At 69.9% G+C, this 12,134-nt stretch carries 11 protein-coding genes; 9 read left to right on the forward strand and 2 right to left on the reverse strand.

Annotated features, from left to right (window positions below; translation table 11 throughout):
- Nucleotides 1–248 precede the first annotated feature (248 nt).
- From BYZ73_RS00525 to BYZ73_RS00545, 5 genes are all read left to right on the forward strand, one after another.
- Nucleotides 249–1,550: an ABC transporter substrate-binding protein gene (locus tag BYZ73_RS00525; protein ID WP_112314482.1), complete on the forward strand. Its 1,302-nt coding sequence runs from the start codon at nt 249–251 to the stop codon at nt 1,548–1,550.
- A 111-nt stretch (nt 1,551–1,661) separates the two neighbouring features.
- Nucleotides 1,662–2,585, forward strand: a complete 924-nt coding sequence (locus BYZ73_RS00530) for a branched-chain amino acid ABC transporter permease (RefSeq protein ID WP_108023354.1) — start codon at nt 1,662–1,664, stop codon at nt 2,583–2,585.
- Nucleotides 2,582–3,523: a branched-chain amino acid ABC transporter permease gene (locus BYZ73_RS00535; protein WP_112314483.1), complete on the forward strand. Its 942-nt coding sequence runs from the start codon at nt 2,582–2,584 to the stop codon at nt 3,521–3,523. The genes BYZ73_RS00530 and BYZ73_RS00535 overlap by 4 nt, the downstream gene beginning before the upstream one ends.
- Entirely contained in the window at nt 3,520–4,245 is a 726-nt protein-coding gene (locus BYZ73_RS00540; protein ID WP_112314484.1) for an ABC transporter ATP-binding protein, read from the forward strand. The genes BYZ73_RS00535 and BYZ73_RS00540 overlap by 4 nt, the downstream gene beginning before the upstream one ends.
- On the forward strand, nt 4,238–4,933 hold the full coding sequence (locus tag BYZ73_RS00545) for an ABC transporter ATP-binding protein (protein WP_112314485.1): 696 nt from the start codon (nt 4,238–4,240) through the stop codon (nt 4,931–4,933). Before BYZ73_RS00540 ends, BYZ73_RS00545 begins: the two co-directional genes overlap by 8 nt.
- Before the next feature lie 78 nt (nt 4,934–5,011).
- On the opposite strand, the gene BYZ73_RS00550 is transcribed toward BYZ73_RS00545, so the two are convergent.
- Entirely contained in the window at nt 5,012–7,048 is a 2,037-nt protein-coding gene (locus BYZ73_RS00550) for an oxidoreductase (RefSeq protein WP_112314486.1), read from the reverse strand.
- 146 nt (nt 7,049–7,194) lie between these two features.
- Between BYZ73_RS00550 and BYZ73_RS00555 the strand changes: the two genes are divergently transcribed.
- Nucleotides 7,195–7,872: a class I SAM-dependent methyltransferase gene (locus BYZ73_RS00555; protein ID WP_112314487.1), complete on the forward strand. Its 678-nt coding sequence runs from the start codon at nt 7,195–7,197 to the stop codon at nt 7,870–7,872.
- Here BYZ73_RS00555 and BYZ73_RS00560 read toward each other — a convergent pair.
- Complete coding sequence (locus tag BYZ73_RS00560) at nt 7,814–8,788, reverse strand: LysR family transcriptional regulator (protein ID WP_112314488.1); 975 nt, start codon at nt 8,786–8,788, stop codon at nt 7,814–7,816. The genes BYZ73_RS00555 and BYZ73_RS00560 overlap by 59 nt on opposite strands.
- Nucleotides 8,789–8,911: 123 nt before the next feature.
- Between BYZ73_RS00560 and BYZ73_RS00565 the strand changes: the two genes are divergently transcribed.
- The 3 genes from BYZ73_RS00565 to BYZ73_RS00575 are packed head-to-tail and all read left to right on the forward strand — an operon-like array spanning nt 8,912 to nt 11,991.
- On the forward strand, nt 8,912–10,066 hold the full coding sequence (locus tag BYZ73_RS00565) for an acyl-CoA dehydrogenase family protein (protein WP_112314489.1): 1,155 nt from the start codon (nt 8,912–8,914) through the stop codon (nt 10,064–10,066).
- Nucleotides 10,066–11,160 carry a CaiB/BaiF CoA transferase family protein gene (locus BYZ73_RS00570; RefSeq protein ID WP_112314490.1) on the forward strand — a complete coding sequence of 365 codons (1,095 nt, stop codon included), beginning with the start codon at nt 10,066–10,068 and terminating at the stop codon, nt 11,158–11,160. Before BYZ73_RS00565 ends, BYZ73_RS00570 begins: the two co-directional genes overlap by 1 nt.
- Entirely contained in the window at nt 11,161–11,991 is an 831-nt protein-coding gene (locus BYZ73_RS00575) for an HTD2 family dehydratase (RefSeq protein WP_112314491.1), read from the forward strand.
- Nucleotides 11,992–12,134: the final 143 nt, after the last annotated feature.

Genomic DNA, 12,134 nt, shown 5'->3' on the forward strand with positions numbered 1-12,134 from the left:
GATCGTCGCAAGATCCGACAAGCCTTTGAAATGCGGGTCCGTCACGCGTTTCGCCCGACAGGCCTTGTGCCCGGTTGGAACCGCCGCAAACGGGCAGGGGCCCCGGCCCGGGAGGCGGCCTTTCGGCCCGGGCGCGGAGCGGCCTGCACGCGCCGATCGGCCTGAGGCGAATTGTCCCAATGGCGTAGACAAACGCACATGTCGTCCCCAGACTGACCCGGCACACGACCGTTCCCATGGAAAGAGCCATGCCCGTGACCAAGACCGATGCCGGCCCCCGGAGCCCCGCCCGCCGCTCCGCGATCAAGACGCTCGCCGCCGCCGCTGCCGGCACCGCGAGCCTGCCGCTCTGGGCGCGCTATGCCGGCGCCCAAAGCGCTGCGCCGATCCGGATCGGGTTCCAGATGCATGCGACCGGCATCGGCGCCGCCTATGGCCGCTGGTACGACCGCACCACCCGGGCCGCGCTGCGGCTGATCAACGAGGCGGGCGGCATCAACGGTCGGCCGGTCGAGCTGGTCACCGAGGATGACGGCACCGATCCCAAGCGCGGCGCCGAGGTGGTCGAGAAATTCGCCAGCCTGCACCGCTGCGATGTCGGCTATGGCACGCTTTTCAGCCATGTGGTGATGGGCTCGGCGCCCCGCGCGGGCGAGCTGAAGCTGCCCTATTTCGTGGTCTCCGAAGGCCATCACGTGGCCTCGGGCGCGCTCAACCGCTGGACGCTGCAGCCCGGCATCACCGATGTCAAAAGCCAGGTTCTGGCGATGGCGCCCTTCGTGCGCGAAAACCTCGGGCGCAAGGTCACGATGATCTTCCCCGACTACGCCTTCGGCCACGACCATCGCGACTTCTTCAGCCAGGCGATCGAGGCCCAGGGCGGCGAGGTGGTGGCCAAGCTGGCGATCCCGCCCACCGAAACCTCCTTTACCAAGTATTTCGCCAAGATCCCGCGCGAGACCGAGGTGATCTACCACGTCATGGTCGGCCCCTCGGTCCTGACCTTCGTCAAGGAGATGGGCGAATTCTTCGGCCCGTCGCGGCCCGAGATCTTCGGCTTCATCGACAGCCTCGAGTCGGTCGATCTGCAAAGCCCAGGGCTCGACTTCCTGGAAGGCACCTATTTCTGGGAGGGCATGCCCCGCTACGCCCAGCCCGACCAGACCGCGTTCGACCGCCATTACCGCGCGGCCATCGGCATCGACGAGAACGGCGCGCTGGCCGCCGATCCGTCCGATGTTTCGGCCTATGCCCACATGTTCGGCTGCTGGGAGACGCTTTACGTCATCAAGGCCGGGATGGAGGCCTGCGGCTATCGCGGCCCCGACGACCGCGCGGCGCTGGTCGAGGCGGTCGAGGCGATGACCGAGATGCCGCTGTCGAACGACCACCCGCAGGGCGCCAAGCTCTTCAACGGGCGGACGCACCAGGTCTTCGGGCCGCAATACATCTCGAAGGTCGAGAACGGGCGGCTGGTCGTGCAGGCGGAAACCCCGATCGAGGCCGGGTTCTATCCCGACGAGGTCGACTACACGACCCAATCGCTCTAGGCAGGGTCCCGGAGCGCGCGCGCCGAGGCCCGGGTCCGGGCGCGGTCGCGCGTGCCGCTTGTCCTTACGGGGTCGGGTTCTGCGCCCGGCCCATCCCGACCCGGAGCGCCCATGGAATTCGGCCCCCATCTGATGCTTGCCGTGCTGGAGGGCGCGGTCACCGCGGCCGTGCTGGCGCTGATGGCCTCGGGGCTCAGCCTCGTCTTCGGGGTGATGCGCGTCGTCAATGTCGCCCATGGCCAGTTCTTCATGCTGGGCGCGGTGCTGGCCTGGGCGGTGTCCTCGGCGCTGGGGGGCGGGGCCGTGGGCTTTGTCGCGGCACTCCTGCTGGCGCCGGTCATCGCCGGGGCGCTGGCGGTCGCGGCCGACCTGACCGTGCTCAAGCGCGTGGGCTACGACCCCGAACGGACCATCGTCGCCACCATCGGGCTGCTCTATATCCTGCAGCAGGCCGCGCTGATGACCTATGGCCCCGAGGCGCGCCCCGTGGCGCCGCCCTTCAACGACCGCCTCGCGCTACCCTGGATCGAATTCGGCCCGGAGGGACCTGGGCTGATCTGGCCCTGGGGGTTGTCGATCACCTCTTACAAGCTCTTCGTGATGGGGGCCGCTGCGGCGGTGCTGGCCGGGCTCTGGGCGCTGATGACCCGGACCGGGATTGGCCTCGTGATGCGGGCGACCCAGCTGGACCGCGAGACCGCGCAGGCCTTCGGCATTCCGGTCGAACGGGTCTATGCCGGGGTCTTCGGGCTGGGGGCGGCGCTGGCCGCGCTTGCGGGCGTGCTGATCGTGCCGATCCAGCAGGCGCATTACCTGATGGGGGGCGACGCGCTTCTGCTGTCCTTTATCGTGGTCATCATCGGCGGGCTCGGCAGCCTTGGCGGCACGGTGATCGCGGCGCTGCTGATCGGGCTGTCCGACGGCATCGTCTCGGTCTTCTTCTCGCCGACGCTGGCGAAGATCCTCGCCACGCTGCTGGTGGCGCTGGTGCTGGTCTTCCGGCCCGAGGGCTTGATGGGCAAGGCCGCGCGATGAGGGGCGGGCGCCTCCTCGGGCTGCATCTGGGGCTGGTCGCGGTCCTTCTTGCGCTGAACTTCCTGCTGCCCGCCTACAGCCATGGCACCGTCGCCCGGGTGATGGTGCTGGCGACCTATGCGATGGGCTACAACATCCTCTTCGGCTATACCGGGCTCCTGAGCCTCGGCCACGCGATGTTCTTCGCCGCGGGCATGTACGGGCTTGCGATGCCGATGACGCATCTGGGCCTTGGCGCCGGGCCTGCGCTTCTGACCGGCATCGGTGCCGCGGCGCTTCTGTCGCTGGGCGTGGGGCTCCTGGCGCTGCGCACCAGGGGCGTCGCCTTCATGATCGTGACGCTGATGTTCGCGCAGGCGGCCTGGCTGACGATCCTGCTGGCCGGGCGCTGGACCCGGGGCGACGAGGGCGTGGTGATCCCGCAGGCCGACCGGATGCTGCTGGGGCTCGATCTGTCCGACCCGCAGAGCCGCTATCTGGCGGCGCTTGCGCTGTTCTCGGCGGTCCTTTTCGGCACGCTCTGGCTGGTCCGCCAGCCGATGGGCCGGGTGCTGGTCGCGATCCGCGAGAACGAGGACCGGGCCGAGCTTCTGGGCTATGACACCTTCCGGCACAAGCTGGGCGCGGTGGTGCTGTCGGGCACGGTCTCTGGTGCGGCGGGCGCGGCCTACGGGCTTTTCTTCGGCTATGCCGGGGCCAGCTTCGCCGAAACGCACTATTCGATCTTCCCGCTGCTCTGGGTGCTGCTGGGCGGCGCGGGCACGGTGATCGGGCCGTTTCTCGGCACGCTCTTCATGTTCTACCTGATCGACCTCACCTCGGGGCTGACGCCCGCCTATATGCTGGTCGCGGGCGTGGCGCTGGTTCTGTTGACGCTGTTCGCGCCGCAGGGGCTGGCGGGCGAGATCCGGCGCCGCTGGTGGCGGGGCCTGCCATGAGCACGCTGCTGTCGACCCGGGCGCTGTCGCGCAGCTTCGGCGGGCTGCGCGCCGTCCATGAGGTCGATCTGGACCTCGGCCCCGGCGAGGTGCGCGCGCTGATCGGGCCGAATGGCGCGGGCAAGACCACCTTCGTGTCGATGCTGATCGGCCGGGTCGCGCCCTCGTCGGGGCGCATCCTCTTCGACGGGCAGGACATCACCCGGCGGCCCGCCCATGCCCGGGTGCGGCTGGGGCTGGCCTATACCTTTCAGATCACCTCGGTCTTCGCCCGGCTTCCGGTCGCCGAGAACGTGGCGCTGGCCGCCCGCCGCAGGCTGGGTCGCGACCGTGCCGCCGTCGCGGCCGAGGTCGCGCGCACGCTCGGCCGGGTCGGGCTGACGGGGCGCGAGAAGATCGCGGCGGCCGATCTGAGTTATGGCCACCAGCGGCTTCTGGAACTGGCCATGGGGCTGGCGCAGGCGCCGCGCCTGCTGATCCTCGACGAGCCGACGCAAGGCTTGTCCGAGCCCGAGATCGAGACCTTCAAGGCGCTGGTCCGCACCCTCGCGGGCGAGACCGCGATCCTGCTGATCGAACATAACATGGGCGTCGTGATGGACCTGGCCGACCGCATCACCGTGCTCGATGCCGGAATGGTGCTGGCCGAGGGCGCACCCGCCGCGATCCGGGCCGATGCGCGGGTGCAGGCCGCCTATCTGGGACGCTCGGCCGATGCTTGAGGTCAGGAACATCGCGGCGGGCTACGGTCCGGTCCGGGTGCTGCACGGGCTCAGCCTGACCGTCCGGCCGGGCGAGATCACCTGCCTTCTGGGCCGGAACGGTGCGGGCAAGACCACGGCGATGAAGGCGATCATGGGGCTTTTGCCGCTTGCTTCGGGCCGGGTTCTGCTGGACGGCGAGGATATCGGCCGGCTGCCCGCCCATGAGGTGCCGCGCCGGGGCATCGGCTATATCCCGCAGGGGCGGCGGCTGTTCTCGGATCTGACGGTCGCGCAGAACCTCGAGATCGGGATGCGCTGCCGCAAAAGCCCGCCCGAGGTCCGCGACCGCGTGCTGGAGATGTTCCCGCGGCTTGCCGACCGGATGGGCCAGCGCGCGGGCACCCTGTCGGGGGGCGAACAGCAGATGCTGGCCACCGCCCGCGCGCTGTGTGTCGATCCGCGCGTGTTGTTGCTGGACGAGCCGACCGAAGGCTTGCAGCCCTCGATGATCGCGCTGATCCGCGACACGGTTCTCAGGCTGCGCGACGAAGGTGTGGCGATCCTTCTGGTCGAACAACGGCTCGACGCGGTGCTGGCCACGGCCGACCGGGCGGTGATCCTCGAAAACGGCGCGGTCCGGGCCGAGGCCGAGGCCGCGCAGCTGCGGGCCGAACCCGGTCTCTTGCGGCGTCACCTCGGGGTCTGACACCCCATATCCCATTGCAAGACAGGAAGTTGCAATGGGATGTTCATGTTTTACGTGAACCTGAGAGCGGTCCCCGGTCTAAAGGTCCTTCACCAGCCGCAACGCGTCGTAGATCGCGGCATGCACGTTGCGTGCGGCCACCGCGTCACCGATGCGGAACAGCCGATAGCGCCCCTCGGGATTGCGACCCAGCGCCTGCGGCCGCCCTTCGATCAGCGCGGGGTAATCGACCTCGCCCAGGTTCGACGCGCCCGGCCGCAGCCCGAAGTAAAGATCGTCAAGCGGGTGCGTGCCAAGGTTGACCACCACCTGATCGACCTGCCGTTCGCGCGTCTCGGGGCCGTAATCGCTGCCAAGCAGCGCGGTCAGCGCATTCCCTGTCCGCCGGATCGCATCGAGCCGCCAGGTCGGGGACCAGAGCACATCGGCCCGCTGCAAGGCCCGGAGCGCCGGGGTCAGCGACATCGCCATCACCTCGGGCACCAGGCTGCGGTCGCGGCAGACGATCTCGACCCGCGCGCCGGACGCGGCCAGCGCCTCGGCGGTCTGCAGCCCCGCATGATCGCCCGCATCGTCCCACAAAAGCACGTTCATGCCGGGCCGCACCTCCCCCGACAGGATGTCCCAGGCCGAAACCGCAAGAGCGTCTCCCTCGGCCAGACCCGGCTCGGGCGGCAGGCCGCCGGTCGCGACGATCGCCACATCGGGCGCCTCGGCCTGCACCGTTTCGGGCTCGGCCCAGGAATTGAACCGGAAGCCGACGCCAAGCCGGGTGCATTCGGCCATGCGCCAGTCGATCACCGCCATCATCTCGGCCCGGCGCAGGTGGCGCGCCAGCAGCCGGACCTGACCGCCCGGATCGGTCGCGGCCTCGTGCAGCACCACCTCGTGGCCGCGTTCGGCCGCGACCCGCGCGGCCTCGAGCCCGCCGGGACCGGCACCCACCACGACCACCTTCAGGGGCGTCGCGGCCTTCGCCACCAGATGCGGCATGGTCAGCTCGCGCCCGGTGGCGGGGTTGTGCAGGCAATAGGCGGACCCGCCCTGATAGATGCGGTCGAGGCAGTAATTGGCGCCGACGCAGGGCCGGATGCGGTCCTCGGCGCCCGCCACCAGCTTGGCGATCAGATGCGGGTCGGCCAGATGCGCGCGGGTCATGCCGACCATGTCAAGCTTGCCTTCGGCGATGGCATGGCGCGCGGTCGCCAGATCGGGGATGCGCGCGGCATGCAGGGTGGGCAGCCCGGTCGCGGCCCGGATACCGCCCGCGAAATCGAGATGCGGGGCGCTTTTCATCCCCTGCACCGGGATCACGTCGGTCAGCCCGGCATCGGTGTCGATATGGCCGCGGATCACGTTCAGGAAATCGACCAGCCCGCTGTCCTTCAGCCGCCGGGCAATCTCCAGCCCCTCGGCCGCGCCGATCCCGCCCGGCAACGCCTCGTCGGCGACATGGCGGATGCCGACGATGAAATCGGGGCCGACCCGGTCGCGGATCGCCCGCAGCACCTCCATCGACAGGCGCATCCGGTTGTCGAGATCGCCGCCCCAGGGCGGCTCCAGCGCATTGGTCAAGGGCGACCAGAACTGGTCGAGCAGATGGCCATAGGCCTCAAGCTCGATCCCGTCGAGCCCGGCCGCCTGCATCCGCTCGGCGGCATCGGCATAGTCGGCCACGATGCGGGCGATGTCCCAGTCCTCGGCGGTCTTGGGAAAGGCGCGGTGCGCGATCTCGCGGGCGGGCCCGGCCGAGACCACCGGCAGCCAGTCGCCCCGGTCCCAGCGGGTGCGGCGGCCCAGATGGGTCAGCTGGATCATCACCGCAGTGCCGTGCTCGTGGCAGTCGTCGGTCAGCCGTTTCATCCAGCCCACCACCTCGTCCTTCCAGGCGAGGATGTTGTTGAAGGCGGGCGGGCTGTCGCGCGAGACCGAGGCCGACCCCGCCGTCATGGTCAGCGCGACCCCGGCCCGGGCGCGTTCGACGTGATAGGCGCGGTAGCGGTCCTTGGGCAGGCCGTCCTCGGCATAGGCGGGCTCGTGCGCGGACAGGAAGATCCGGTTCTTCAGCGTCAGGTGGCGCAGCCGGAAGGGCGAAAGCAGGGGGTCGTTGGTCATCGGGCTCTCCGTCGGTCGCGCCGAGTGTTCCCCGCGCCGCAGCGTTCTGGCAAGCCGGACCGGGCTGCGCCGCTCGGCCGAATTGCGGGGCGGGGCGAAGTCGCCTAGGGATCGGGCATGTCCCCGTTGCGAAAGGCCGCCTCCGCATGACCGACCCGATCCGCACCACGCTTGACGTTCTTCTTGAGATTCTTGCGCCGCTCGAGGGGCGGTGCGTGCTCGATATCGGCTGCGGCCGGGGCGGGTTGGCCGGACCCTTCCGCGAGGCCGGTGCCGAGTGGCGCGGGCTCGAACCCTTCCCGCAGGCGGGCGGCGTGCCCGGCATCGACGTGGCCCAGGCCGAGGCCATGCCCTATCCCACGGGCGCCTTCGATGTCGCGGTCATCGTCAACGCGCTGCATCACATCCCGGTCGAGGGCATGGGCGACGCGCTGGCCGAGGCGGCGCGGGTGATCGCGCCCGAGGCACCGCTGGTGGTGATCGAGCCGCGCGTCGAGGGCGATCTGAGCCAGGTGATCGCGACCGTCGATGACGAGACCGGCATCCGCACGGCGGCGCAGGCCGCGCTTGATGCCGCGGTGGCCTCCGGGCTTCTGACCGAAACCCGCGCCTTCGACTATGTGCGGCGCGAGGTCTATGACGATTTCGACGCCTTCGTCGGCCGGATCTCGTCCTTCGCGCCTGAGCGCGGCGTGCTGACCGAGGATCTGACCGAGGCGCTGCGCGCGGCGTTTCTCGCGCGCGCAGGCCGTGAGGGCGCGGCCTTCACCCTGACCCAGCCGATGTCGGCGCGGTTGTTCCGGCGCGGTCCGGCGACAGGCTAGGGGCGCGCGCCGCCGCCCAGACCCCGCCCGCCAGAAGGTCGCCCACCACCGCGCGCAGGGTTTCGGCCACCGCCTCCTGGGCGCGGGTCACCGGGCGCGCGGCCGGCCGGATCAGCCAGGCCCCGCGCCAGAGCCCCGGCGCCGCGATCCGGCTGACGATCAGCGCGCGGGCCTCGGCCTCGGGCGCGACCGCGTGCCAGGGCAGCACCGAGGCGCCGAAGCCCGCCGCGACCAGGTTCTTGATATTGGCATAGGAATCGATCTCGACGGCCAGCTCCGGCGCAATCCCGTCGGTCGCGAGCCGCGCGTCGAGCATCCGGCGCAGCCCATGCGCCCGGCTCGGCAGCACCAGCGGCACGCCGTCAAGCGCGGCCAGCCCGATTTCCGGCGGGGCGGGCCAGTCGGGCGGCCAGAGCACGACCAGTTCCTCTTCCAGCAGCGGATCGCAAGCCAGACCCGGATCGGCGGGCGCCTCGTAAAGCACCGCCAGATCGACCCGGCCTTCGGACAGCCATCCGGCGACGAACCCGCTCATCGCCTCGGCGATCTGCAGCGTGATCCGCGGATAGCGCTCGCGCAGCGCCTCGATCAGCGGCACCGCCAGAAGCCCGCCGATGGTGCCGGTCAGCCCGATCGCGACCCGGCCCGAGGGGTCGGTCTCGAGCCCGCGGATCTCGGCCTCGGTCCGCGCGACCTCGTCGAGGATCGACCGCGCCCGCCGGGCCAGAAGCTCGCCCGCCTCGGTCGGCACCACCCCGGTCGGACGGCGCAGCAACAGCCGGGTGCCCAGCCGGTCCTCGAGGTTGCGGACATGCAGCGACAGCGCGGGCTGGGCCACGTTCAGCGTGCCCGCCGCCCGGGTGATCGACCCGCGTTCGACGATTTCCAGAAAATAACGAAGCTGCCGCAGATCCATGCCCGTGCCCGAAGGGTCCAGCCTCTCCCATATAAAAACCATATGGCAGTCAGGCAAAGAATATATTTGCATGATGGGGGGACGTGCGCATTTCTGGCTCAAATGCCTCAGGCAGGACCCTCCATGCAGACCGACCCCCATCAGGACATCCGCGACGCCATCCGCGCGCTGTGCGCGACCTTCCCGCCCGAGTATCACCGCCGGATCGATGCCGAGCGCGGCTATCCCGAGGCCTTCGTGCAGGCGCTGACCGAAGCCGGATGGATGGCGGCGCTGATCCCGGAAGAGTATGGCGGCTCGGGGCTGGGGCTGACCGAGGCTTCGGTGATCATGGAAGAGATCAACCGCTCGGGCGGCAATTCCGGCGCCTGTCACGGTCAGATGTACAACATGACGACGCTGGTCCGGCACGGCTCGGAAGACCAGCGCCGCCGCTACCTGCCGAAGATCGCGGCGGGCGAGCTGCGGTTGCAATCGATGGGCGTGACCGAGCCCACCACCGGCACCGACACCACCCGGATCAAGACCACGGCGGTGAAGAAGGGCGACCGCTATGTCATCAACGGCCAGAAGGTCTGGATCAGCCGGGTCCAGCATTCGGACCTGATGATCCTTCTGGCCCGCACGACGCCGCTGGCCGATGTCGCGAAGAAATCCGAAGGGCTGTCGATCTTCCTCGTCGATATCCGCGAGGCGATGGGCTCGGGCATGACGGTGCGGCCGATCCCCAACATGGTCAATCACGAGACCAACGAGCTGTTCTTCGACAATCTGGAAATCCCGGCCGAGAACCTGATCGGCGAGGAGGGGCAGGGGTTCAAGTACATCCTGACGGGGCTCAATGCCGAACGCACGCTGATCGCGGCCGAATGCATCGGCGACGGCTACTGGTTCACCGACAAGGTCAGCGCCTATGTGCGCGAACGCCAGGTCTTCGGCCGCCCCATCGGGCAGAACCAGGGCGTGCAGTTCCCGATTGCCGAGGCCTTCATCGAGGTCGAGGCCGCGAGCCTGATGCGGTTCGAGGCCTGCCGGATGTACGATGCCGGCCAGCCCTGCGGTGCCCAGGCCAACATGGCCAAGTATCTGGCCGCCAAGGCGTCGTGGGAGGCCGCAAATGCCTGCCTGCAATTCCATGGCGGCTTCGGCTTTGCCTGCGAATACGATGTCGAACGCAAGTTCCGCGAGACGCGGCTGTATCAGGTGGCGCCGATCTCGACCAATCTCATCCTCAGCTACGTGGCCGAACACGTGCTGGGCCTGCCGAGGTCGTTCTGATGCGCCCGCTCGAGGGGATCGAGGTGGTCGCGGTCGAACAGGCGGTGGCCGCGCCCTTCGCGACCGCGCGGCTGGCCGATGCGGGCGCCCATGTGATCAAGATCGAGCGGCCCGGCGGCGATTTCGCGCGCGGCTATGACGATGCCGCGGCCGGGCAGTCCAGCTATTTCGTCTGGCTCAACCGCGGCAAGGAGACCCGGACGCTGGATCTGGCCTCCGAGGCCGGGCGCGCGGCGCTGGCGGATCTGCTGGCCGGGGCCGATGTGCTGGTGCAGAACCTCAAGCCCGGCGCGCTGGCCCGGCTCGGGTTTTCCGACGCGGTGCTGGCGCGCGACTATCCGCGGCTGATCTCCTGCGCGATCTCGGGCTATGGCACCGAGGGGCCGCTGGCCGGGCGCAAGGCCTATGATCTGCTGATCCAGGCGGAATCGGGGCTGTCCTCGATCACCGGGGGGCCCGACGAACCGGCGCGGGTGGGGGTCTCGATCGTCGATATCGCGACCGGGGCCACGGCGCATGCCGCGATCCTCGAGGCGCTGATCCGCCGCGGCGTGACCGGGCAGGGGGCGCGGATCTCGGTCTCGATGTTCGACGTGATGGCCGAATGGCTGACCGTTCCGTTGCTGAACCACGAGGCCGGGCGCACGCCGGGTCGGGTCGGGCTCGCGCATCCCTCGATCGCGCCCTACGGCGTCTTTCATCCCGGCGATGGCCGCCCGATCCTGATCTCGATCCAGAGCGACCGCGAATGGCGCATGCTGGCCGAGCGCTTCCTCGACGCGCCCGGGCTGGGCACCGATCCGCGCTTTGCGACCAATGTGGCGCGGGTCCGGAACCGCGCCGAGACCGACCGGATCGTCGCCGAGGCCTTTGCCCGGCGCAGCGGCGCGGAGGCCGTGGCGGCCCTGGTCGCCGCCGACATCGCCTTTGCCTCGGTCAATGACATGGCCGGGCTTTCCAACCATCCGCATCTGCGCCGGATCGAGGTCGACAGCCCCAACGGCCCGGTCACGATGCCCGCGCCCGCCGCCCGGGTCGAGGGCGAGACGCGCAGCTTTGGCCCGGTGCCCGCCCTGAAACCCCGGGAGACCTGAATGGATCTCGATATCGAGCATCTGCGCGGCTGGATCGGCCGGGAGGAGACCGCGACCGAGCGGCTGACCCCCGATCTGGTCCGCCGCTTCGCCGCCACCTTCGACCGGACCTGGCCGCTGCAACCCGGCAACGAGGCGCCGCTTCTGATCCATTTCTGCCTGGCGCAGCCGACGGTGCCGGGCGCCGAGCTTGGCCCCGACGGCCATCCGGCGCGGGGCGGGTTCCTGCCGCCGGTGCCGCTGCCCCGGCGGATGTGGGCGGGGGGCGCGTTCCGCTTTCACACGCCGCTGCGGGTCGGGGACAGCGTCACCCGGCGGTCCACCATCGCCGATGTCACGCTGAAACACGGCCGTTCGGGGCCATTGCTGTTCGTGACGGTCGAGCACAAGATCCGCGCCCGCGGACGGCTCGCGCTGACCGAACGGCAGGATCTGGTCTATCGCGCCGCCGCCCCGTTCAGCCCGCCTGCGGCTGACCCGGCCGCGCAGGGCAGTTCGGTCCGGCGGCTGATGCCCGGGCCGGTGATGCTGTTTCGCTATTCGGCCCTGACCTTCAACGGCCACCGCATCCATTACGATGCCCCCTATGCGCGCGAGGTCGAGGGCTATCCCGGGCTCGTGGTGCATGGGCCGATGCAGGCGACGTTGCTTGTGCAATTCGCGGCCGATCTCAAGGGCAGCTGCCCGTCGCGCTTTGCTTTCCGCAGCGTCTCGACCGTGTTCGACACCGCCGAGATGGAGATGCATGCCAATTGCGAGGGCGACAGCCTGCGGCTCTGGACGGCGCAGGTGGGCGGCCCGGTCGCGATGGAGGCCACCGCAAGCTGGTAGCGCGGGGCCTTGGGCCCGGATGGTTCCGGCGTGGCCTGCGCGACAACAGGCCCGCGCGGCGGGGTCTTTCAAGTCCCTCCGGTCACAGAAGGCTGGCCATCGGCCGCCGGGCGCGGTAGCTGGCAGGAACGGCACCGCTGTCG

Origin of the sequence: Rhodovulum viride (genome assembly GCF_003265965.1) — a bacterium.
Taxonomy (GTDB): Bacteria; Pseudomonadota; Alphaproteobacteria; order Rhodobacterales; family Rhodobacteraceae; genus Rhodovulum; species Rhodovulum kholense.

Excerpts from the sequence above, each read along its gene's own strand:
- BYZ73_RS00540 (WP_112314484.1), top strand. The coding sequence starts at position 3,520 with ATGAGCACGCTGCTGTCGACCCGGGCGCTGTCGCGCAGCTTCGGCGGG.
- BYZ73_RS00565 (WP_112314489.1), top strand. The coding sequence starts at position 8,912 with ATGCAGACCGACCCCCATCAGGACATCCGCGACGCCATCCGCGCGCTG.
- BYZ73_RS00525 (WP_112314482.1), top strand. The coding sequence starts at position 249 with ATGCCCGTGACCAAGACCGATGCCGGCCCCCGGAGCCCCGCCCGCCGC.
- BYZ73_RS00570 (WP_112314490.1), top strand. The coding sequence starts at position 10,066 with ATGCGCCCGCTCGAGGGGATCGAGGTGGTCGCGGTCGAACAGGCGGTG.
- BYZ73_RS00535 (WP_112314483.1), top strand. The coding sequence starts at position 2,582 with ATGAGGGGCGGGCGCCTCCTCGGGCTGCATCTGGGGCTGGTCGCGGTC.
- BYZ73_RS00550 (WP_112314486.1), bottom strand. The coding sequence starts at position 7,048 with ATGACCAACGACCCCCTGCTTTCGCCCTTCCGGCTGCGCCACCTGACG.
- BYZ73_RS00545 (WP_112314485.1), top strand. The coding sequence starts at position 4,238 with ATGCTTGAGGTCAGGAACATCGCGGCGGGCTACGGTCCGGTCCGGGTG.
- BYZ73_RS00575 (WP_112314491.1), top strand. The coding sequence starts at position 11,161 with ATGGATCTCGATATCGAGCATCTGCGCGGCTGGATCGGCCGGGAGGAG.
- BYZ73_RS00530 (WP_108023354.1), top strand. The coding sequence starts at position 1,662 with ATGGAATTCGGCCCCCATCTGATGCTTGCCGTGCTGGAGGGCGCGGTC.
- BYZ73_RS00560 (WP_112314488.1), bottom strand. The coding sequence starts at position 8,788 with ATGGATCTGCGGCAGCTTCGTTATTTTCTGGAAATCGTCGAACGCGGG.
- BYZ73_RS00555 (WP_112314487.1), top strand. The coding sequence starts at position 7,195 with ATGACCGACCCGATCCGCACCACGCTTGACGTTCTTCTTGAGATTCTT.